Origin of the sequence: Mycobacterium sp. M23085 (assembly GCF_045343915.1) — a bacterium.
GTDB lineage: Bacteria > Actinomycetota > Actinomycetes > Mycobacteriales > Mycobacteriaceae > Mycobacterium.
The window spans coordinates 4,507,029-4,528,476 of the sequence record NZ_CP174280.1 but is presented as its reverse complement, the minus strand read 5'-3'; the positions used below and the strand labels follow the sequence as shown (position 1 = coordinate 4,528,476).

Annotated in this window: 20 protein-coding genes and 1 pseudogene; 9 read left to right on the top strand and 12 right to left on the bottom strand. The window is 68.6% G+C overall.

Annotated elements, in window-relative coordinates:
* The first annotated feature begins 40 nt into the window (after positions 1-40).
* The gene (locus ACIUM1_RS21390) at positions 41-1,198 is read left to right on the top strand and encodes an Mrp/NBP35 family ATP-binding protein (protein ID WP_406814549.1); all 1,158 of its coding nucleotides are present in this window, start codon (positions 41-43) and stop codon (positions 1,196-1,198) included.
* 42 nt (positions 1,199-1,240) lie between these two features.
* On the opposite strand, the gene tatB is transcribed toward ACIUM1_RS21390, so the two are convergent.
* From tatB to sigE, 4 genes are all read right to left on the bottom strand, one after another.
* Positions 1,241-1,657 (bottom strand): Sec-independent protein translocase protein TatB, encoded by a 417-nt coding sequence (gene tatB / locus ACIUM1_RS21385; RefSeq protein ID WP_406814548.1) that lies wholly within the window; start codon positions 1,655-1,657, stop codon positions 1,241-1,243.
* Positions 1,657-3,156, bottom strand: a complete 1,500-nt coding sequence (locus ACIUM1_RS21380; RefSeq protein WP_406814547.1) for a S1C family serine protease — start codon at positions 3,154-3,156, stop codon at positions 1,657-1,659. The genes tatB and ACIUM1_RS21380 overlap by 1 nt, the downstream gene beginning before the upstream one ends.
* Before the next feature lie 191 nt (positions 3,157-3,347).
* On the bottom strand, positions 3,348-3,740 hold the full coding sequence (gene rseA, locus ACIUM1_RS21375; RefSeq protein WP_406814546.1) for an anti-sigma E factor RseA: 393 nt from the start codon (positions 3,738-3,740) through the stop codon (positions 3,348-3,350).
* Between the two features lie 130 nt (positions 3,741-3,870).
* A complete protein-coding gene (sigE, locus tag ACIUM1_RS21370) occupies positions 3,871-4,626 on the bottom strand; it encodes an RNA polymerase sigma factor SigE (RefSeq protein ID WP_406814545.1) in 756 nt (251 codons plus the stop codon).
* 201 nt (positions 4,627-4,827) lie between these two features.
* Between sigE and ACIUM1_RS21365 the strand changes: the two genes are divergently transcribed.
* The 6 genes and pseudogenes from ACIUM1_RS21365 (at position 4,828) to ACIUM1_RS21340 (ending at position 10,725) form a co-directional block, all read left to right on the top strand.
* Complete coding sequence (locus ACIUM1_RS21365; protein WP_406814544.1) at positions 4,828-5,496, top strand: O-methyltransferase; 669 nt, start codon at positions 4,828-4,830, stop codon at positions 5,494-5,496.
* A gap of 130 nt (positions 5,497-5,626) precedes the next feature.
* On the top strand, positions 5,627-6,265 hold the full coding sequence (locus ACIUM1_RS21360) for a TetR family transcriptional regulator (RefSeq protein WP_406814543.1): 639 nt from the start codon (positions 5,627-5,629) through the stop codon (positions 6,263-6,265).
* Positions 6,255-7,208, top strand: coding sequence for an ATP-binding cassette domain-containing protein (locus ACIUM1_RS21355; RefSeq protein WP_406814542.1), 954 nt, complete (start codon positions 6,255-6,257; stop codon positions 7,206-7,208). Before ACIUM1_RS21360 ends, ACIUM1_RS21355 begins: the two co-directional genes overlap by 11 nt.
* Positions 7,205-8,848, top strand: coding sequence for an ABC transporter permease (locus ACIUM1_RS21350; protein WP_406814541.1), 1,644 nt, complete (start codon positions 7,205-7,207; stop codon positions 8,846-8,848). The genes ACIUM1_RS21355 and ACIUM1_RS21350 overlap by 4 nt, the downstream gene beginning before the upstream one ends.
* Before the next feature lie 7 nt (positions 8,849-8,855).
* Positions 8,856-9,530 (top strand): methyltransferase family protein, encoded by a 675-nt coding sequence (locus ACIUM1_RS21345; protein WP_406814540.1) that lies wholly within the window; start codon positions 8,856-8,858, stop codon positions 9,528-9,530.
* 23 nt (positions 9,531-9,553) lie between these two features.
* A pseudogene (locus tag ACIUM1_RS21340) lies at positions 9,554-10,725 on the top strand (CocE/NonD family hydrolase).
* A gap of 108 nt (positions 10,726-10,833) precedes the next feature.
* On the opposite strand, the gene glgC reads toward ACIUM1_RS21340, so the two are convergent.
* Positions 10,834-12,048: a glucose-1-phosphate adenylyltransferase gene (gene glgC, locus ACIUM1_RS21335; protein ID WP_406814539.1), complete on the bottom strand. Its 1,215-nt coding sequence runs from the start codon at positions 12,046-12,048 to the stop codon at positions 10,834-10,836.
* A gap of 169 nt (positions 12,049-12,217) precedes the next feature.
* Between glgC and glgA the strand changes: the two genes are divergently transcribed.
* Positions 12,218-13,381: a glycogen synthase gene (glgA, locus tag ACIUM1_RS21330; RefSeq protein WP_406814538.1), complete on the top strand. Its 1,164-nt coding sequence runs from the start codon at positions 12,218-12,220 to the stop codon at positions 13,379-13,381.
* Positions 13,382-13,410: 29 nt separating this feature from the next.
* Here glgA and ACIUM1_RS21325 read toward each other — a convergent pair whose 3' ends face one another.
* From ACIUM1_RS21325 to ACIUM1_RS21295, 7 genes are all read right to left on the bottom strand, one after another.
* Positions 13,411-13,584 (bottom strand): DUF3117 domain-containing protein, encoded by a 174-nt coding sequence (locus ACIUM1_RS21325; protein WP_003878471.1) that lies wholly within the window; start codon positions 13,582-13,584, stop codon positions 13,411-13,413.
* A gap of 166 nt (positions 13,585-13,750) precedes the next feature.
* Entirely contained in the window at positions 13,751-14,332 is a 582-nt protein-coding gene (locus ACIUM1_RS21320; protein ID WP_406814537.1) for a DNA-3-methyladenine glycosylase I, read from the bottom strand.
* Positions 14,329-14,688 (bottom strand): DivIVA domain-containing protein, encoded by a 360-nt coding sequence (locus ACIUM1_RS21315; RefSeq protein ID WP_406814536.1) that lies wholly within the window; start codon positions 14,686-14,688, stop codon positions 14,329-14,331. Before ACIUM1_RS21315 ends, ACIUM1_RS21320 begins: the two co-directional genes overlap by 4 nt.
* Before the next feature lie 54 nt (positions 14,689-14,742).
* A complete protein-coding gene (locus ACIUM1_RS21310; RefSeq protein WP_406814535.1) occupies positions 14,743-15,759 on the bottom strand; it encodes a glucosyl-3-phosphoglycerate synthase in 1,017 nt (338 codons plus the stop codon).
* Positions 15,756-16,580 carry a dihydropteroate synthase gene (folP, locus tag ACIUM1_RS21305; RefSeq protein ID WP_406814534.1) on the bottom strand — a complete coding sequence of 275 codons (825 nt, stop codon included), beginning with the start codon at positions 16,578-16,580 and terminating at the stop codon, positions 15,756-15,758. Before folP ends, ACIUM1_RS21310 begins: the two co-directional genes overlap by 4 nt.
* Before the next feature lie 176 nt (positions 16,581-16,756).
* A complete protein-coding gene (gene fadD6, locus ACIUM1_RS21300) occupies positions 16,757-18,541 on the bottom strand; it encodes a long-chain-acyl-CoA synthetase FadD6 (RefSeq protein ID WP_406814533.1) in 1,785 nt (594 codons plus the stop codon).
* 74 nt (positions 18,542-18,615) lie between these two features.
* A complete protein-coding gene (locus ACIUM1_RS21295; RefSeq protein WP_406814532.1) occupies positions 18,616-19,179 on the bottom strand; it encodes a TIGR00730 family Rossman fold protein in 564 nt (187 codons plus the stop codon).
* Positions 19,180-19,266: 87 nt separating this feature from the next.
* On the opposite strand from ACIUM1_RS21295, the gene ACIUM1_RS21290 reads away from it, so the two are divergent.
* Positions 19,267-21,393, top strand: coding sequence for an AAA family ATPase (locus ACIUM1_RS21290; protein WP_406814531.1), 2,127 nt, complete (start codon positions 19,267-19,269; stop codon positions 21,391-21,393).
* Positions 21,394-21,448 lie beyond the last annotated feature (55 nt).

The window sequence follows — 21,448 nt, the reverse complement described above, 5'->3', positions numbered from 1 at the left end:
CGCCAAACACCATCGTCACGCACGCCTACACTCGGCGGTGATGTCCCGCCATGACTCTTCTGATTCAGCAGCCGACCTGAGCGCGGCTATCCGCACCGCCCTGGGCAAGGTGATCGACCCCGAACTGCGGCGTCCGATCACCGAACTCGGGATGGTCAAGAGCATCGACACCGAGCCCGATGGGGCGGTGCATGTCGCGATCTACCTGACCACCGCGAGCTGCCCGAAGAAAACCGAGATCAGCGACCGCGTCAGCCAGGCGGTCTCCGACGTGCCCGGCACCGGCGCTGTCAAGGTCACCCTGGACGTGATGAACGACGAGCAGCGCACCGAGTTGCGCAAGCAGCTGCGTGGCGACGCCCGCGAGCCCGTCATCCCGTTCGCACAGCCCAATTCGCTGACCCGGGTGTACGCCGTCGCGTCCGGGAAGGGCGGGGTCGGCAAGTCCACCGTCACCGTCAACCTGGCGGCGGCGATGGCGGCCCGCGGCCTGTCGGTGGGCGTGCTGGACGCCGATATCCACGGTCACTCCATCCCGCGGATGATGGGCACCACCGACCGGCCCACCCAGGTCGAGTCGATGATCCTGCCGCCCATCGCGCACGACGTACGGGTCATCTCCATCGCGCAGTTCACCGAGGGCAACACCCCGGTGGTGTGGCGCGGGCCGATGCTGCACCGGGCGCTGCAGCAGTTCCTGGCCGACGTCTACTGGGGCGACCTGGACGTGCTGCTGCTCGACCTGCCGCCGGGCACCGGTGACATCGCCATCTCGGTGGCGCAGCTGATCCCCAGCGCGGAGATCCTGGTGGTGACGACACCGCAGCTGGCCGCGGCCGAGGTCGCCGAGCGGGCCGGCAGCATCGCGCTGCAGACCCGCCAGCGCGTCGTCGGCGTCGTGGAGAACATGTCCGGCCTCACCCTGCCCGACGGCTCCACGCTGCAGGTGTTCGGCGAGGGCGGCGGCCAGCAGGTGGCCGAGCGGCTGTCCCGGGCGGTCGGCGCCGACGTGCCACTGCTGGGGCAGATCCCGCTGGATCCCGAGTTGGTGGCCGCCGGCGATTCCGGCACGCCGCTGGTATTGAGCGCACCCGATTCACCGGTCGGCAAGGCGCTGCGCGGGGTGGCCGACAGCTTGTCGTCGCGCAAGCGCGGACTTGCCGGCGTGTCGCTCGGGCTCGACCCGACCCGGCGCTAAGACAGCCGCGGCGCTATCGGCGCTGTCGGCGCTGGACGGCGCTCAGGTCGCGTCGGTGTCGAACGGCGTATGGCCGCCGGTCTGCCGTTCGGCGGCCAGCGCCTGTCCGTTCGTCGCGGGCGGCGCCGGCGGCGGGGGCTGCGGGGGCGACCCGATCACCGGTTTGTCGAAACTCCCGGTCAAGAAGGAGTCGTCGCCGTCCAGCAGATGCTTGGTCAGCGCCGCGCGCGGTGTCATGCCCCGTAACTTCTGCAGTTCGCTGAGCGGAACGCGCAACTCGTCGAACTCGGGTCCGAGGTCCTCGCGCAGCTGGCTGGTGACACCGCTGAGGTAGTCACGCGCCTGCCGCAAGGCGTTCGATGCCCACCGGATGGCGCCCGGCAGCCGCTCCGGCCCGAGGACCACCAGCCCGACCACCACGAGGACGAGCATGTGCTCCCAGCTCAGGCTGCCGAACATCAGCTGTCGGGATCGGGTTTGACGGTCAGCGTGACGTGCCGGCCGTCGCGGACGACCTCGACCGGGGAGTCCTGGCCGATGGTCAACTGCCGCACCGCGACGACGAACTCGTCGGCGTCGGCGACCTTGCGGTTACCGACCTTGACGACGACGTCGTTCTCCAGGATTCCGCCCTTTTGCGCGGGGCTGCCCGCCTTCACGTTGGCCACCTGGGCGCCGGACGCGATCGCGTTGCTCACCGAGCGGGCGCTGACCCCGAGCGTCGGGTGCACGATCTTGCCGTCCTTGATCAGCGTCTGGGCGACTTCCTTGGCCTCGTTGATCGGGATCGCGAAGCCCAGCCCACTTGCGCTGTCGGACAACGACTTACCCGCGGTGTCGATGCCGATCACCTGGGAATCCATGCCGATCAGCGGACCGCCGGAGTTTCCGTGGTTGATCGAGGCGTCGGTCTGCAGCGCATCGATCACCGTGTCGGTGTCGGAGCCCTCCCCCGACAGCGGCACCGGTCGGTGCAGCGCGCTGATGATGCCGTGCGTCACGGTGCTGCGCAGTCCCAGCGGCGCACCCGCGGCCAACACCTCGTCACCCACCCGCACCTTGTCGGAATCGCCGAGACGTGCCACCGACAGGTTGTCGACGTTGTCCACCTTCAGCACGGCGAGGTCGGTCTTGGGGTCGCGGCCGACCAGGTTCGCCGGCACCTCTTTGCCGTCGTTGAACACCACGGTCGTCTTGAACTGGCTGGGGTTGTTCGCCGCCTCGGAGATGACGTGGTTGTTGGTGACGATGTAGCCGCGGCCGTCGATGACCACCCCAGAGCCCTGCATGCCTTCTTGGTCGCTCTTGGACTCGATGGTCACCACGGCGCCCGCCGTCGCGGCCGCCACCTTGGCGAAGCGACCGGCCGGGCCTTCGCCGTTGCCATTGGTCGCCAGCGTCACCTTCGAGGTGGTGAACGCCTCGGCGACCTCGGCCGTCTTGCGACCGATCACTCCGCCGAGCGCGCCGATGACCAACGCGATCAGCAGCAGGACCAGCAACGCCAGGTAGGACACCTTGCCGCCGAACAGCACATCGCGCACGCCCAGCTTGCCGCCGTAGCCCAGCGCGGTCCCGGACCGCGACGGCGCCACCGCCGGTGTGCCCAACGCCGCCGGGGCCGCGGGGTCCCGCCAGGGATCGTCGTGCTCGTCGGGCTCGGCGCCGTTTCTCTCGGCAGCCAGCGCGTTGGCGTCCACCGGGTGGCGCTGCAACGAGTCGGGGCTGCCGTCGGGCCGGTGGAAGGCCTCCTCCAGAACGGGGTCGGCCCGTCGGTCACTCGGCCGGAATTCGGCCTGGTCCCGGTACTTTTGCGGACGGACCCGTTCGGCCACGAACGACCCGCGCATCCCCTCGGGACGACCGAACTCGCGAGTCGACGCGGGGTCGACCGGCGGCCGCGAGATGGGGCGCGGCGCTAATCGGTTGCCGCTGTCTTTTGCTTGGTCGGAGGTCACGTTGTCCCTTTGGATCCTCTACTTGAGCGCTCGAGACAGGCCTTTACCGGGCGAAATACGCGGCACCGGCGTTGTCCGTGTCCACCCTAGTATCCATGGCGCGCCGCCGGTCGGCATGAACGCGCGTGTGGGGTGACTGGACGGCGCCGCGCGCGGACCGATCGCGGGGATATCGGTACGAAAGCGGCACGCTACCGGCGCTTGCGCCGCTCGCGCCCGTCACCGTCCGCGAAGCGGTCGGAAGTTTGCGCGGAGTCCTCGGGCGACTCGTAGGGAATGTCGGCGAGCATGCCGAGCAGCGTGCTGGGAATACGGATGGGGCGTGAATCGCGCAGCGCAGCGCGCGCCCTGCTCTGGTCCTCGACCTCGGCCGCGCACTGGGCGCACAGCGAGAGATGATGCGCGGCCCGCAAATGCGCGTTCATCCGCAACTCGCCGTCGACGAACGCCGCGATCGCTTCGACGGACAGGTGCTCGGTGGAACCGAACTGGCGCGGCGCGCCGACGGGCGCCTCACTTTGGGAGGCGAACTGCGTGGGGAGCCAGGAGAACGCGCGGCGGAACACATGTCCTCGATCGGGCATCACCAGCTCCTCGCGACTCAATTCTTATTGCCACCTTAATTCGAATGTAGCGCGAGCGGGTGCGCAATACGGGCCCCAAGGCCGCAAAGCGGCTGAATAGCGGCCCGAACGTTAGAGAGCGCGCCCGGAGTTATGCCGACTGGGCGCGCACCGCGTCCTGGTCGGGGTGCGCGGCGAGGTAATCCCGCAAGGCCTGGCGCCCGCGGTGGATGCGGCTGCGTACGGTGCCCAGCTTGACGCCCAAGGTGGCGCCGATCTCCTCGTAGGACAGACCTTCGATGTCGCACAGTACGACGGCGGCACGGAATTCCGGCGGCAGCGAGTCGAGCGCGGCCTGCAGGTCGGGCCCCAGCCGCGAGTCGTGGTAGATCTGCTCGGGGTTGGGCTCATCGGCGGGCACCCGCTCGTAATCCTCCGGCAGCGCCTCCATCCGGATGCGCGAGCGCCGGCGCACCATGTCGAGGAACAGGTTGGTGGTGATGCGGTGCAACCACCCTTCGAACGTTCCCGGCTGGTAGTTCTGCACCGACCGGAAGACCCGGATGAAGGTCTCCTGGGTGAGGTCCTCTGCGTCGTGTTGGTTGCCGGACAGCCGGTAAGCCAGCCGGTACACCCGGTCGGCGTGCTGACGCACCAACTCGTCCCAGGACGGCATGGCCGCCTTGTCTCCGGTCGCGTCGAAAACCGCGGTCCCTTGCAGCGCGTCGGACGGCTCCACCCACCCGTCGGCGGGGAGCTCCTGCGCATGAGACATGCTGGATGGGCTGAGAAGCGTGCTGATGATCAAGTCCTCCGAATCCGGCGTGCCAAGTAATGGCACCTCATCACTGGCGGCAACAGGTAGTTCCCATTCGGTATTCCCGGTCCAACGCCCTCCGCGATCCATAGGGCTACCGTCGCGTACCGGAGTATGTGCGGTATATGAACAATCTGAGCTGACCCTGAGAAACCGTATCGTTACCTGCGCTGCGCAGGAGATATCCACCGCGGAGTGACCTTAAACGCACCGGGACCGTTGGGCGTGTCACCGGAAGCGGGTTCAGGCGCGCCTGTCGGACTGCGCGCCGAAGTGGAATACGCTGCGGGCATGGACGGCACCGACGCAGAAGCCCCCGGCCCGGCAGCGCCCAGCCGGGCCGAATCGCTGTTCGCGCACGCCGAAAGCTCAATATCGGAAGACGCGCTGCTGGCGGCCGCCCGCGAGCGGGCCGTGGACATCGGTGCGGGCGCGGTGACGCCGGCGGTCGGTGCGTTGCTGAGCCTGCTGACCAAGCTGAGCGGCGGCAAGGCCATCGCCGAGGTGGGCACCGGTGCCGGGGTCAGCGGGCTGTGGTTGTTGTCCGGCATGAGTGACGACGGCGTCTTGACGACGATCGACATCGAGCCCGAGTATTTGCGGCTGGCCAAGCAGGCGTTCACCGAAGCCGGCATCGGTCCGTCGCGTACCCGGCTGATCGGTGGCCGCGCCCAGGAGGTGCTCACCCGGCTCGCCGACGAGTCGTACGACCTGGTGTTCATCGACGCCGACCCGATCGATCAACCGGATTACGTCGTCGAGGGTGTGCGGCTGCTGCGCCCCGGTGGCGTGATCGTGGTGCACCGCGCCGCGCTGGGCGGGCGAGCCGGCGATCCGGCCGCCCGTGACGCCGAGGTGGTCGCGGTGCGAGAGGCGGCGCGCCTGATCGCCGAGGACGAACGGCTCACCCCGGCGCTGGTGCCGCTCGGCGACGGCATTCTGGCCGCCGTGCGCGACTGATCAGGGCGGCCGCAACTTCCTGTCGGCTTTGGCGTTGACCGTCCCCGTTCCGGGGTCGCCCCCACCTTTACGAATTCTTGACGCGCATCATCATTGACGCCGGGTTGAACGCACGTTTAGCGTACTGAACATGCGTTCAGCCGACCTGACGGCCGCCGCCCGCATCCGAGATGCGGCGATCGAACAATTCGGCGAGCACGGGTTCGGCGTGGGGCTGCGCACCATCGCCGAAGCCGCCGGCGTGAGCGCCGCACTGGTCATCCACCACTTCGGCTCCAAGGATGGCCTGCGCAAAGCCTGCGAGGACTACATCGCCGAGACGATCCGCGGGAGCAAGTCCGAGGCGCTGCAATCCAACGACCCGGCCACCTGGTTCGCCAAGATGGCCGAGATCGAGGAATACGCACCGCTGATGGCATACCTGGTGCGCAGCATGCAGACCGGTGGCGACCTGGCAAACATGCTGTGGCGCAGGATGATTGACAACGCCGAGGAATACATGGAAGAGGGCGTGCGCGCCGGGACGATCAAGCCCAGCCGCGACCCCAAGGCCAGGGCCAGATATCTGGCCATCACCGGCGGTGGCGGCTTCCTGCTCTACATCCAAATGCACGAAACGCCAACGGATCTGCGTGCGGTGCTGCGCGACTACTCGCGCGACATGGTGTTGCCCGCGCTCGAGGTCTACACCGAGGGGCTGCTGACCGACCGGACCATGTACGACGCATTTCTGGCCGCTGAAGATCAAGGAGAATCGGATGCCCACTGAAAACACCACCGGCGTCGCGCCGATCGAGATCCGCGGCCTGACGAAAAATTTCGGTGCGGTCCGGGCGCTGGACGGTCTGGACCTCACGGTGCGGGAAGGCGAAGTTCACGGTTTCCTCGGGCCCAACGGCGCCGGGAAGTCGACCACGATCCGCATCCTGCTGGGCTTGGTGAAGGCCGACGGCGGCAGCGTGCGGCTGCTCGGCGGCGACCCGTGGACCCAGGCCGTCGCGCTGCATCGCCAGCTCGCCTACGTACCAGGCGATGTGACGCTGTGGCCCTCGCTGACCGGCGGGGAGATCATCGATCTGCTGGCCCGCATGCGGGGCGGTATCGACACAAAGCGCCGCGCCGAGCTGATCGAGCGCTTCGACCTGGACCCGCACAAGAAGGCGCGCACGTATTCCAAGGGCAACCGCCAGAAGGTCTCGCTGATTTCGGCGTTCTCGTCGCACGCCCGGCTGCTGCTCCTCGATGAGCCGAGCAGCGGACTGGACCCGTTGATGGAGAATGTGTTTCAACAGTGCGTGGCGCAGGCCCGCGACCGCGGCACGACGGTGCTGTTGTCCAGCCACATCCTGGCCGAAACGGAAGCGCTGTGCGAGCGGGTGACCATCATCCGCGCCGGCAAGACCATCGAAAGCGGCTCGCTGAGCTCCATGCGGCACCTCAGCCGCACCTCGATCACGGCCGAGATGACCGGTGACCCTGGTGATCTCAGGCGCATCAAAGGTGTCGAGGACGTCAGCGTCGAGGGCAACACGCTGCACGCCCAGGTCGACAGTGAAAGCCTGGGTGAACTCATCCGCGTACTCGGTGACGCCGGGGTGCGCAGTCTGGTCAGCCAGCCGCCGACCCTCGAGGAGCTGTTCCTGCGCCACTACGACACCTCGGGCGGCGACGGTCGGCACGGACGCGACGAAGCGAAGGTGTCGCTGTCATGAGCGCGACCACATTGAATCGGCCATCCCCGTCGGCATCGCCTGCGTCCCTTCGTAGTTCGGGCTTCTCCGGAACGATCTCGATGCTGCGCCTGTACCTGCGACGCGACCGCGTCTCGATGCCGCTATGGGTGCTGCTGCTGTCGGTACCGCTGGCCACCGTGTACGTCGGCAGTATCCAAAAGGTCTATCCCACCCCCTCGGCCCGCGCCGGGTTCGCGGCCTCCATCATGGCCAGTCCGGCCCAGCGCGCCCTCTACGGTCAGGTGTACAACGACAGCCTTGGCGCCGTTGGCATTTGGAAGGCCGGAATGTTCCACGTATTGATCGCGGTGGCCGTCATCCTCACGGTCATCCGGCATACCCGCGCCGACGAGGAGAATGGGCGGACCGAACTGGTGGACTCCACCGCGATCGGCCGCTACGCCAGCCTGAGCGCTGCGCTGCTGTTGGCGTCCGGGGCGTCGATTGCCACCGGCGCGATCGGCACGGCCGGACTGTTGAGCACCGACGTCCCAGCCGCCGGGTCACTGGCGTTCGGGACGGCGCTGGCCTGCTCCGGGCTGGTGTTCACCGCCGTCGCCGCGGTGGCCGCACAGTTGTCGACGAGCGCCCGCTTCGCCCGCGGCGCCGCGTTCGCCGTACTGGGCGCCGCGTTCACCCTGCGTGCCGTCGGCGACGCCGGTGACGGCACACTGTCGTGGCTGTCTCCGCTCGGGTGGTCGTTGCAGGTCAAACCGTATGCCGGTGACCGCTGGTGGGTGCTGGCGCTGCACCTGGTGACGACGGCCGTGTTGATCGTGCTCGCGTATCGGCTGCTCGCCGGCCGCGACGTCGGCGCCGGGCTCATCGCGGAGCGACCGGGGCCCGCCAACGCCGCGCCGGCGCTGGGCAACGCGTTCGGGTTGACGTGGCGGCTGGACCGGGCCGCGCTGCTGCTGTGGACAGTGGGGCTGTGCCTGTATGGCCTGCTGATCGGCAGCGTGGTGCGCGGTATCGGCGACGAGCTGGGCGACACCGGTGTGGCGCGTGACATCGTCGCCCGGATGGGCGGCACCACCGCGCTGGAGGAGGCCTTCATCGCCGTCGCGTTCGCCATGATGGGCATGGTGGCCTCGGCGTTCGCCGTCTCACTCACGTTGCGGCTGCACCAGGAAGAGGCGGGCCAGCGAGCCGAGACGGTGCTGGCCGGCGCGGTCTCGCGAACCCGTTGGCTGGCAAGTCATTTGGTGATCGCACTGGCGGGATCGGCGTTGGCGTTGCTGGCCAGCGGATTGACCGCCGGTGTCGTATACGGCGTCGCGGCCGGCGATGTCGGCGGCAAGCTGCCGATGGTCGTTGCCAGCGCGGCCGTTCAACTACCCGCTGTGTGGCTGTTGTCGGCCGTGACGGTCTGCCTGTTCGGCGTTGCGCCACGCCTGACGCCGGTGGCCTGGGGTGTGTTGACCGGCTTCGTCGCCTTGTACCTGATCGGGTCGTTGGCCGGTGTTTCGCAGTGGTTGCTCGACTTGGAACCGTTCGCACACATTCCGCGGATTGGCTCAGATTTCACCGTCGTACCACTGTTATGGCTACTGGCCACGGACGTAGGGTTAGTCGTTCTGGGTGCCATGGCTTTTCGGCGCCGCGATCTGCGCTGCTAGGAACGCGATGAAAACCGGGATCAGGATAACGGTGACATCCCTCGGGGGCGTTCTCTCGTGGATGTTGATCCTGCTGCTGCCGGCCGGCACGCTGCACTACTGGCAGGCGTGGCTCTTCATCGCCGTGTTCACGGTGGCGACCATCGTCCCCGCCGTCTATTTGGCCCGCGCCAATCCCGCGGCGCTGCAGCGCCGCATGCGTGCGGGTCCGCGGGCGGAACCCCGCAGGGCCCAGAAGTTCATCATCACCGGCTCATTCCTGGTCCTGTTCGCGACCATGGTGTTCAGCGCGTTCGATCACCGGTTCGGCTGGTCGTCGGTGCCTCCCTGGCTGTCGGTGCTGGGCGACGTGCTGGTGGCGACGGGTCTCGGCATCGCGATGCTGGTGATCGTCCAGAACAGCTATGCCGCCGCTACGGTCACGGTGGAAAGCGGCCAGACGGTCGTGTCCGAGGGGCTCTACGGATTCGTGCGCCACCCGATGTACGTCGGCAACGTGATCATGATGATCGGTATCCCGCTGGCGCTCGGCTCTTACTGGGGACTGCTCTTCGTCGTCTTGGGCGTCGTGGCACTCACGCTGCGCATCCTCGACGAAGAAAAGCTGCTCAACCGGGAACTGCCCGGATACCGCGAATACGGCCAACGGGTGCGCTACCGGTTGGTGCCTTACCTGTGGTAGCCACCGAGCACGCCGCCTAGGGTATGGGCGTGCGTCACAGTTGGCCATCGGCCCTCGATCGCCCGTGGCGGCGCCCCGGTGCGCTGCGGTATGCACTGAACCGGATTCGCGGCGTCGCCAAACCCCCCGTCACGGTCACCGACCCACCCGCCGGTCTGCATGTCGAGCGTGACGTCGCCGTAACCACACGCGACGGAACGATCTTGCGAATCAACGTCTTTCGCGAAGGTAGCGACCCCCAAACACCCCGACCGGTCATCCTGAGCATTCACCCGTACGGCAAGGACGACCTGCCCACCCGGCGCGGCAACAAGACGACGTTCTCGATGCAATACCGCATGATTCGTCAGCCGCAACCGGTGACCTTTTCCACCCTGACCGCCTGGGAGGCACCCGGCTGTACACCCACCGCGGCGGCAAGTGGACGACCTTCTACTCCGAAGGGGCGCTGGCCGAGCAGCTGAAGTTTTTCCGCGATGTGTTGGACGGCGTCCCGCCCTCGCGCAGTGTGCGCCTGGAAGTACGCGAGGACCGCGACACCGTCACCGCGGTGCGCGAAGAAACCGAATGGCCGCTGAGCCGAACACGTTGGCGCCCATTGTATCTGGGTGAAGCTGGCACTCTGACGTCGGAACAGCATGCGACTCCTGGGCGCATTGCGTTCCGAACACGTTCCGGCGCAGCATCATTCACCTGGACCGCGCCCGAGGACATCGAGCTGACCGGCCACATGGTGGCCCGGTTGTGGGTCGAGTTGAGCGGCTGTGACGACGCGAACTTGTTCGTGGGTGTGGAGAAATGGCGCTGCGGCCGGTTCAGGGGGCGGTTCGTCGGCTTCGAGGGGTCGTATGGCTACGGCCGCGATCGGGTGACCAGCGGGTGGCAACGAGTTGCACTGCGGGCCCGGGGTGCCGAGCTGTCCCGGTCGGCCGAACCCGTAATCACCGGCACCGATCCGCGACCGCTGTCGGCCGGCGAGCTGGCCGCGGTCGAGGTGGAGCTGGGCCCGTCGGCCACGCTGTTCCGCGCCGGGGAGCAGTTGCGGCTGGTGGTCGCCGGGCGCTGGTTGTCGCCGAGAAACCCACTCACCGGCCAGTTTCCGGCATGGTACAAAAGTTCGCCACGCGGTCGCATCGCCTTGCACTGGGGCCCACAGCGCGAGGCGCACCTGCTGGTTCCGGAGATCCCGCGCTAGATCCAACGGCACGACTCCTCAGCGGTCCCGCCGCCGGACCGCATCGTCGCCGCGCTAGATCCGACGGCGCGACTCCTCAGCGGTCCGCCGGACCGCATCGTCGTCGCGCTAGATCCAGACGCCCTTGCCCACAGCGACCACGCCGCCGGCACTGATCGCGAAGCGCTCGCGGTCCCTTTCCAGGTCCACGCCCACCATCTCGCCCGGCCCGACGACGACGTTCTTGTCCAGGATCGCGTGGCGGACCACCGCGCCGCGCCCGACCCGGGCCCCGGGCATGATCACGCTGCCCTCCACGATCGCGCCGTCGTCGACCACCACGTTGGACGACAGCACCGAGTTGCGCACCGAGGCCGCCGAGATGATGCTGCCCGCGCCCACCACCGACTCCTGCGCGGAACCGCCGTTGACGAACTTGGCCGGCGCCAAATTCTCCGACTCACCACGGATCGGCCAGCGCTTGTTGTACAGGTTGAACACCGGATGCACCGACACCAGGTCCATGTGCGCGTCGTAGAACGCGTCCAGCGTTCCCACGTCACGCCAGTACGCCCGGTCACGATCGGTGGCGCCGGGCACCTCGTTGTCGCTGAAGTCGTACACCGCGGCCATCCCGTCGTCGACCAGTCGCGGGATGATGTCCCCGCCCATGTCGTGATCGGAATGGTCGTCGTCGGCGTCCGCCCGGATCGCGTCGATCAGCACCTTCGTGGTGAAGATGTAATTGCCCATCGACACGAACGTCTGCTCCGGGTCGTCGGGGGTCCCCGGCGGATCCAGAGGCTTCTCCACGAAATTGCGGATGCGGCCCGACTCGTCGGAGTCGATGCAGCCGAACGCGGTGGCTTCGCTGCGGGGCACCCGGATGCCGGCCACCGTCGCGCCGGCACCGCTGTCGATGTGGAACCGGACCATCTGTTCGGGGTCCATCCGGTACACGTGGTCGGCACCGAAAACCACGATGTAGTCGGGGTCTTCGTCATAGATCAGGTTGAGCGACTGGTAGATCGCGTCGGCCGAGCCGGTGTACCAGCGCGGGCCCAGTCGCTGCTGCGCCGGTACCGGGGTGATGTACTCGCCGGCCAGGCCGGACAACCGCCAGTTCTGCGAGATATGACGGTCCAGTGAATGCGACTTGTACTGGGTGAGAACACAGATGCGCAAATATCGGGCGTTGACAAGGTTCGACAGGACGAAGTCGATCAATCGGTAGGCGCCGCCGAAGGGAACTGCGGGCTTGGCACGGTCCGCGGTCAGCGGGTACAGCCGCTTGCCCTCACCGCCGGCCAGGACGATGCCCAGCACGTGTGGCGCTTCCCTCATGCTTCAAACCTATCGGCCGTTGCGAAGGGCTGCCAGGGGGATCGGGTGATTGACAACGTTCTGTGCGGCTGTCCGTCAAGGTATTTGGCAGCGGCCGCCGCCGAGACCGACCCTGCGGTGTGGCGAACCCGATTCGCGGCGAGGCCCGGCGCCGAACTACCGTTCGGGTATGCGGGTGGCAATGATGACGCGCGAATACCCACCAGAGGTCTACGGCGGAGCGGGCGTACACGTCACGGAGCTCGTCGCCCAGTTGCGCAGGCTGTGCGCGGTCGACGTGCATTGCATGGGCGCACCGCGCCCGGGCGCCCACGTCCATGAGCCAGATCCGCGACTGCGGGGCGCCAACCCGGCGATGTCGACCTTGTCCGCCGACCTGATGATGGCCAACGCGGCGGCGGAGGCCAGCGTGGTGCATTCGCACACCTGGTATTCCGGCATGGCCGGGCATCTGGCCGCGCTGCTTTACGGCGTCCCGCACGTGTTGACCGCGCATTCGCTGGAGCCGCTGCGCCCGTGGAAGGCCGAGCAACTCGGTGGGGGCTACCGGATCTCCAGCTGGGTGGAGCAGACCGCGGTGCTGGCCGCGGACGCCGTCATCGCGGTCAGCTCGGCGATGCGCGAGGACGTCCTGCGTGTCTACCCCGCGCTGGATCCCAGCGCCGTGCACGTCATCCGCAACGGCGTCGACACCGACGTCTGGTACCCCGCCGGGCCGGTGCAAACCGGATCGATGCTGACCGAACTCGGCGTCAACCCCGACCGGCCCATCGTGGCGTTCGTGGGCCGGATCACGCGGCAGAAGGGCCTGGCTCACCTGGTGGCCGCCGCCCACCGGTTCAGCCCGGAGGCTCAGGTGGTGTTGTGCGCCGGCGCCCCCGATACCCCGGAGATTGCCGAGGAGATCCGCGACGCCGTGGCCGCCCTGTCCCGCAGCCGCACCGGGGTGTTTTGGATCCAGGAAATGCTGCCCATCGGGGAGCTACGCGAGATCCTTTCGGCGGCGTTGGTTTTCGTATGCCCGTCGGTGTACGAGCCGCTGGGCATCGTGAATCTGGAGGCGATGGCCTGCTCGACCGCGGTGGTGGCCTCCGATGTCGGCGGGATCCCGGAGGTGGTCGCCGACGGCGTCACCGGCACGCTGGTGCATTACGATCCTGCTGACGGGCCGGGGTATCAGGCCGGATTGGCCGAAGCGGTCAACGAGTTGATCGCCGACCGCGAAAAAGCGCAGCGCTACGGCAAGGCGGGACGCCAGCGCTGCGTCGAAGAGTTTTCTTGGGCCCACGTCGCCGAGCAGACCCTGGAGATCTATCGGAAGGTGGGTGCCTAGCGCCGCCGACATCGGTTCGGCGGCAAGCCCTAGCTGGAGCTCGTGACGCCCTTGAGTTCGTCACCGAGGGCAGCGGCTTCGTCGGGCGTCAGCTCGACGACCAGTCGACCGCCTCCCTCCAGTGGTACTCGCATCACGATGCCGCGCCCCTCCTTGGTTGCTTCCAGAGGACCGTCTCCGGTCCGGGGCTTCATCGCCGCCATCGAGTGCTCCCTCCAGGTTCGAGCTGGCCCGCCCGTGCGGACCTGGTCGGCGCCGAGCATGCCCCGCCAGCGAACTTCATGCCATGCCCGGCATCGAACTGCTTTATCACCCCTCCATTGTTCCCTATCCAGGTCACCACTTGTACAAAGACCCACTTGTGTGTGCTCAGCGGGCTGTTGCGGGCACCCAGCAATCGCGAAGGTGGTCGTCGACCATCCCGGTCGCCTGCATCAGCGCATAGGCGGTGGTCGGACCGACAAAACGGAACCCGCGCCGCTTGAGTTCGCGCGCCATGGCCTTTGATTCGTCACTGGCCGAGGGGATTTGGGACGGGTCAGCCGGCCGGGACCGCGGGGACGGCGCAAACGACCACAGCAGGTCCGCCAGGTCCGCCGGAGTTCCCAGTTCAGCAGCGGCACGCGCGTTGGCGATCGTCGATTCAATCTTGGCGCGGTTGCGGACGATTCCCGGATCCGCCATCAGCCGCCGCACGTCGTCCTCGGTGTACTCGGCGACCTTGGCGATGTCGAATCGGGCGAACACGCGCCGGAAATTCTCGCGTTTCCGCAGGATGATCAGCCACGACAGGCCGCTTTGAAAGGCCTCCAGACTCATCCGCTCGAACAACGCGACCCCGTCGTGCACCGGGCGGCCCCATTCGCGGTCGTGGTAGTCGCGGTAGAGCTCGAAATCCGGGCCGGGTCGCACGGTCGCCCAACAACAGCGAACCAGTTCGTCTTCGCTCACACCGATTCCTGACGGTCCTCGCCGTCGTCCGGTTCCCCGGGTTGGCCCCCGATCTCCTGCCCGGCGGCCGAAGTGGCGTGCACGGCGGCCAGCTGGCCACGCAGCGCCTCGAGCTCGCGCGCGAGCCGATCCAGCACCCAGTCCACCTCGCTGGTCTTGTAACCGCGCAGCACCTGGGTGAACTTGACGGCGTCGACGTCGGAGCCGGTCACTCCGAAGGCGGGCAGCACCGTGGCCGTAGTCCCCCGCGGCAGGGGCGGCAGGTGCTCGCCCCGACCGAACAACAGGCTGGCCGCGCCGAACAGGACGATCGCCACCAGCACCAGGACTACCAGGTACAGCAACACCAACGCCACGTGATCGATACTGCCCTATGCCACCGACGCGGTGACGGTCAGCGCCACCACCGACTAGCGCGGCCGGATCGCCTGCATCGGCGGCCGGTCCGCCAGCGACACCGCCGAGGTGCGCCGCGTGTAGCCCTGAAAGTCGGAGCCCGTGGGGGCATCGGCCACGAACTGGGTCAGCCCGACGCCGGAGTCGGGGATCCCGCAGCGGGACAGCAGGGTCGCGATGACCTGCCGGCTCATCACGCCCAGCTCGGCCAGCGGCCGGTTGCGGTGCGCGCGGACCCCCAGGTTGGCCTGGGCGATCGCGTCCAGCCCCAGCCGGTCGTAGGTGTCCACCAGCAGGCCGATCTCCACGCCGTAGCCCGGGGCGAACGGCACCGAGGTCAGCAGCTCGCGGGTGGCCGCGTATTCGCCGCCGAGCGGTTGGACCATGCAGCCCAGTTCGGGGCGTAGCGCCGCAAGCAACGGCCGGGCCACCAGCTCGGTCACCCGCCCACCGCCGGTGGCACTCGCGTCGGTGTCCACATCGCCGGCATCGGCGAGCTCGCTGCCCCGGAGCGGACGCCGATAGAAGCTTTTCACCAGATGAATGCGGTCGGCGGTGAGCAGCGGAGCGACCAGCCACGGCACGAACATCGGGTGCGGATCGATCAGGTCGGAGTCGACGAACACCACGATGTCGCCGCTGGTGGCCGCCAGCGAGCGCCACAGTGCTTCGCCCTTGCCGGGTCGTATCGGCACCTCGGGCAACGCCTGCTCACGACTGACCACGCGGGCGCCCGCCGCGACCGCGCGAATTTCGGTGTCATCGGTGGAGCCGGAGTCCAGCACGATCAGCTCGTCGACCAGCCCATCGACCAGCGGTGAGATGCTCTCGATCACCGATTCGATGGTTTCTTCCTCGTTCAGGGCCGGCAGCACCACCGAGATGGTCCGCCCCGCCTTCGCGGCCTCGAGCTCGGCGATCGTCCAGCTCGGCCGGCTCCACCTGCCGTCGGCGAACCAGGCGTCACCCGGGCGCGCAGCCAACATCCGGTCGTCGGAGAGATTCGCGTTGACCAGGTCAGATGTCGTCATGCCAGCCCCCTGACCGTGCGCGTCGGCGGCCGCGTCCCCTGGATCGAGGCCACCATTTCCAGCACCCGGCGGGTGGCCGCGACCTCGTGAACGCGAAACATCCGGACACCGGCAGCGGCCGCCAGCGCGGTGGCCGCCAACGTTCCCTCGAGCCGCTCGGTCAATTCCACCCCCAGAGTCTCCCCGACGAAGTCCTTGTTGCTCAAAGCCATGAGCACCGGCCACCCGGTGTTAACAAGATCGCCGACGTGGCGCAACAACAGCAGCCCGTGGAACGTGTTCTTGCCGAAGTCGTGCGTCGGGTCGATCAACACCCGGTCGCGGGCCACCCCGCAGTCCACCGCCCGCGCGGCGGCCGTGGTGACCTGGGCGATGACGTCGTCGACCACGCCGCGGGTGGTGGTTCCGTAGTTCACCCGGAACGGGCGGGTGCGCGGCGACGCGTTGCCGGTGTGCGAACACACCAGGCCCGCGCCGAACTCGGCGGCCACCTCGGGCAACGCCGGGTCGACGCCGCCCCAGGTGTCGTTGATCAGGTCCGCACCAGCCGCGCAGGCCACCTTGGCGACCTCGGAGCGCCAGGTATCGGCGCTGATCAACTGGTCGGGGTAGGCGTCGCGCAGCCACTCGATGAACGGCACCAGCCGGGCGATCTCGGTGTCGGCGTCGACTTCTTCACCGGGGCCGGCCTTGACACCGCCGACGTCGATGACGTCGGCACCGTCGGCCACGGCCCGATGGACGGCCGCCCTGGCAGCCTCGTCACTGAAGGTCGCACCCCGGTCGTAGAACGAGTCCGGGGTGCGATTGATGATCGCCATGATCAGCGCGCGATCGCCCGCAACCGGGCGGCCACACCACGTTGACTGCACACCTATATGGTGCCCGGTCACCGTGCGGGGTGCGGCCCGGGGATCGACGATCGGGTGTGCAGCCCGGGCGCGATGTCGCGGCGTGTCGTCGCCATCAGCGCACACCGAGCGCCATCAGCGCACACTCAGCCCTGGGGGCGTTTGCCCTCGGCTACCTCGCCCGGGTACTCGTCGTAGTACGGCACGTAGCCTTCGTCTCGTCCGGCCAGCACGAACAGCGGGTCCTTCACGTCGGGGCCGTAGGCCTGCTCACGCAGCTCCACCTTGCGGCTCTTGAAGGTGGTGGTCTGCTCGATGGACTCGACCACCCGCACGAACAGTGGCAGCGCGTAGACGGGGAGTTGGTCGTACACGGCGCGGGCCAACGACTTCCCGTCGAACTCGGCGCCGTCGCGCAGTTTGACCGCGGCCATCCCGGCGCGCCCGCCGGTGCGCGGAACCTCGACGCCGAAGACCGTGCAGTCCTCGACGGAGTCGTCGGATGCCAGCGCCGCCTCGACCTGCGTGGTCGCGACGTTCTCGCCCTTCCACCGGAAGGTGTCGCCGAGCCGGTCGACGAACGCGGCGTGGCCCATGCCCTGCGGGCTCATCACGTCGCCGGTGTTGAACCAGCAGTCGCCCTCACGAAAGGCGTTGCGCACCAACTTCTTTTCGCTCGACTCCTTATCGGTGTAGCCGTCGAAGGGCTGCAGCCGGTTGACCGGGCTGAGCAACAAACCGGGCTCGCCGGCCGGCGCGCGACGGACCCGCCCGTTGTCGTCGCGCAGCGGGGCGCCGGTGTCGGGGTCGTACTCGACGTAGGCCAGCGGCATCGGGAAGACGCCGGTGGAGCGGGGCACGTTGAAAACGTTGATGAACGCGGCGTTGCCCTCGCTGGAGGCGTAGAACTCGCAGACCCGGGCGATGCCGAACCGCTTGGTGAACTCGTCCCAGATCTCCGGTCGCAGACCATTGCCGGCGATCACCCGTACCTTGTGCGCGCGGTCGGTCGGCTTGGGCGGCTGGTTGAGCAGGTACCGGCACACCTCGCCGATGTAGATGAACGCGGTGGCCTCGTTGGCGATCACGTCGTCCCAGAACTTCGACGCCGAGAACGACTTGCCCAGCGCCAGCGTCGCCCCCGAGTTGATCACCGACGACAGCGCCACCGTCAGCGCGTTGTTGTGATACAGCGGCAGGCAGCAGTAGAGGGTGTCGGAGCTCTTGAGCCGCAAGCCGATGCCGCCGAACGCCGCGAGCGCCTTGAGCCACCGCAGGTGCGTCATAACGCTGGCCTTGGGGAATCCCGTTGTGCCCGAGGTGAAGATGTAAAACGCCGTGTCCCTGGCGTGCACGGCCGACGCCGAGGCGGGATTGGTGGCCGGCGCGCTCACCGCGAACCGCTCCAGGTCCTCGACCGTCAACGTCTCGGTGCTGCCCGAGCCGCCACACTCGGCCACGGCGCTGACCAGATCGGCCTCGGCGATGAGCACCTTCGCGTCCAGCAGGCCAAGGCTGTGCGCGAGCACCTCGCCGCGTTGGTGGTAGTTGAGCATGCCGGCCACGGCGCCGCACTTGACCGCGGCCAGCATGGCCAGCACCGTGTGGGGCGAGTTGCGCAGCATGATCGCGACGACGTCACCCTGGCCGACACCGCGCGCGGCCAGCACGGCGGCGTACCTGTTGGCGGCGGCGTTGGCGTCGCGGTAGCTCAGTTTCTGATCGCCCATCCGCAGGAAAATCCGGTCACCGTAGCGGGCGGCCCGCTCCTGGAACACCGTGCCGATCGATTTCTTCGAACCCGGCTGGGCCAACAGCCCGGTCCTCGCGCCGCGCACGATCACCGGCAGGTCGGCCAGCACGGCCGGCGCCCGAAATGCGATGTCGGTCAGTTTGACCGCCGCGCGCGCTGCCCCGTCACGATCGGACACGTGATCCCCTCAATTCGTTTCCCAAAGTCAGGCTCGGCGGACAGCCTAGTAGGGATGGCACACCCGGCGGCGGCTCAGCCGGGTGCACACGCTTCCAGCGCCGCTGCCACCTTGTCCACCAGCACCAACCGGTCCATCGCCAGCTGCGAGACGTAACCGCTGTCCAGCAATCCACACAACCACGTCCACAGCCCTTCGTAGTGACCGAACGGATCCAGCAACACGATGGGTTTGTCGTGCAGGCCGAGGAATGCCGTCGTCCAGGTGTCAAGCAACTCGTCGAGGGTGCCGAGACCACCCGGCAGCACCACGAACGCGTCGGCGCGGTCCTCCATGAGCTGCTTGCGCTCGTGCATGGTGTCGCTGACGATCAGCTCGTCGGCGTCCGTGTCGGCAATCTCGCGGCGCATCAGCACCTTGGGGATGACGCCGACGGTCCGGCCGCCGCGGGCGCGCGCCGCGCTCGCCACCGCGCCCATCGCCGACACCCGGCCCCCGCCCCACACCAGCGTCCAGCCGCGCTCGGCGATCGCCTCCCCGAGTTCCGCAGCAACGCCGAGCAATTCGGGGTGCTGCGGACCGGACGCGCAGTACACGCACACCGACCACTCGGCTGATGAATCGCGTCGGCCGGGCATATCCGCCAAGGTAGACCAACCTCGGATGCCCCGTCATATCTGGGGCTTTCGCCGTGCCGCCGGGGTCTCGCACCATAAAATTCGGCGGTGCCGATTCGATGGAACGTCCCCCAACATGCGACGGCCGCAGAGCGGCTGGATGCGGCGTTGGCCGAGGGGGCGCGCGGAGCGGTGGTGCTGGGACCCGACGGTGTCGGCAAATCCACTCTGGCCCGGTTGGCCGCCGAGCGTTTCGCCGATCGGCACCCGAACGCGCTCGTCCGCTGGGTCACCGGCACCCCGACCGAACGCGCGGTGCCGTTCGGGGCGTTCAGCCATCTGGTCGAGATCGCCGACCTCGGCAAGCCGGCAGCGCTGTTGCGCGCCGCCCGCTCATCGCTGGGCGGCGACGACTTGCTGCTCGTCGTCGACGATGCCCAACACCTCGACGTGCTGTCGGCCACGCTGGTCTACCAGCTGGCGCGCGAGGGCGGGGGACGGCTCATCGTCACCGCGCGTGCGGACCCCGCTCCGGAGGCCATCGCCGCGCTGTGGCGCGACGGGCTGCTCACCCGGATAGACATCGAGCCGCCCGGCGGGGTCAACACGCCCGCGCAGCTCGACGACTTCCTCGCCGAGCTGCCCGCGGCGGCGCGCACGGCGCTGGAATATCTCGCCCTCGCGGAGCCGCTGTCGGCGGCCGACCTGACCGTGCTCGCCGGTGACGGCGCAGTGGCCGACGCGGTGACGTGGGGTGCCGCGGAGACCCGGGCGCGGGGTGGGTCCTCCGAGGACCCGGTCGTCTATACGGCGCACCCGCTGTTCGCCGACCGGACGCGGGCCACGCTCGATCCCGGCGACGCCCGGCAACGACGCACCGAACTGGTCAAGCTGCTGTCGCAGCGGCCGTCCGAGCACCTCAGTGACCGGTTGCGGCTGGTGTTGCTGGCGCTGGACAGCGACACTCCCCCGAAAGTCGCCGACGTCGCCGCCGCCGCTCAGCAGGCGCTGCGGCTGGGCGACCTGGCGCTCGGAGAACGGCTGGCCCGGTCGGCGCTGCAGCGGTCCGGCGGGCTGGCGGCGCGGCTCGCGCTGGCACACGCACTGGCGTGGCAGGGCCGCGGCTGCGAGGCCGATTCGGTGCTCGCCGACGTCGACTCCACCGCTCTGACCGAAACGGCGCTGATGGACTGGGCGCTGCTGCGGGCGGCGAACCAGTTCTGGATGCTCAGCGAACCGGAGCGCGCCACCGCGTTCCTGCGGACCGTGCGCAACAGGGTTACCGATACCGGACCGCGGACCACCCTCGACGCGCTCAGCGCGACGTTCGCGATGAACGCGGGCAATGTCCGGCACGCCGTCAAGGTCGCCGGCGACGTCCTCGCATCGCCGGCGGCCGACGACCAGGCGGTGGCCTGGGCGGCCAGTGCGGCCGCGTTGTGCGCGGCCCGCGAGGGCCGGTTCGATGACGTCGAGCCGCTGGCGCAGCGCGCCTTGGCCGCCGAACATCCCGGGCTGCTGCGCTTCACCATCGGGCTGGGTCAGACCACCGCGCTGTTGATGGCCGGGCGGCTCGACCAGGCCCGCCGGCTCGCTCAGCAGTTCACCGATTTCGCCGAGCTGCAACAGCCCGGCCGCGCCATCGGCGAGGTGTTGCTGGCGCATGCGCTGATCGCCGCTGGTGAATTCGCCTCTGCGGCAACATTATTGACTCCAGCCGCCGCCACCTTGGAGCGCACCGGGTACTCGTGGGGGCCGCTGTCGCTGACGCTGCTGGCCACCGCGCTGGCCCAGCAGGGCGACACCACCGCCGCGGCAAAGGCGCTGAGCCGTGCCGAATCCCGGCACGGCACCAAGTCGGCGTTGTTCGCGCCCGAGCTCGGCGTGGCGCGGGCGTGGCGGCTGGCTCTGGTGCGCGACACCCATGGCGCGGTGGCCGCGGCGCGCGACGCCGCCCGGACGGCCGAGCGCGGTGGGCAGCGGGGTGTGGCGATGCGGGTCTGGCACGAGGCTGTGCGGCTGGGCGATACCCGCGCTGCCGAGCCCTTGGCCCGACTCTGCGCCGAGATCGACTGCATGGCAGGAAGAATCGCGCTGTCCCATGCCCGTGCGCTGGCTGCCGGTGATGCCTCGGGGCTGCGGGCGGTGTCAGAGGGGCTGACATCAATCGGCATGCACGCGGCCGCCGCCGACGCCGCCGCGCAGGCGCAGCGGTGCGGGGCGGGGACGGCCTAGCTGGGGCAGTGGCTATTCGCGGCGCCCTGGGACTCCGCAATCGGGGCGCCCTCGA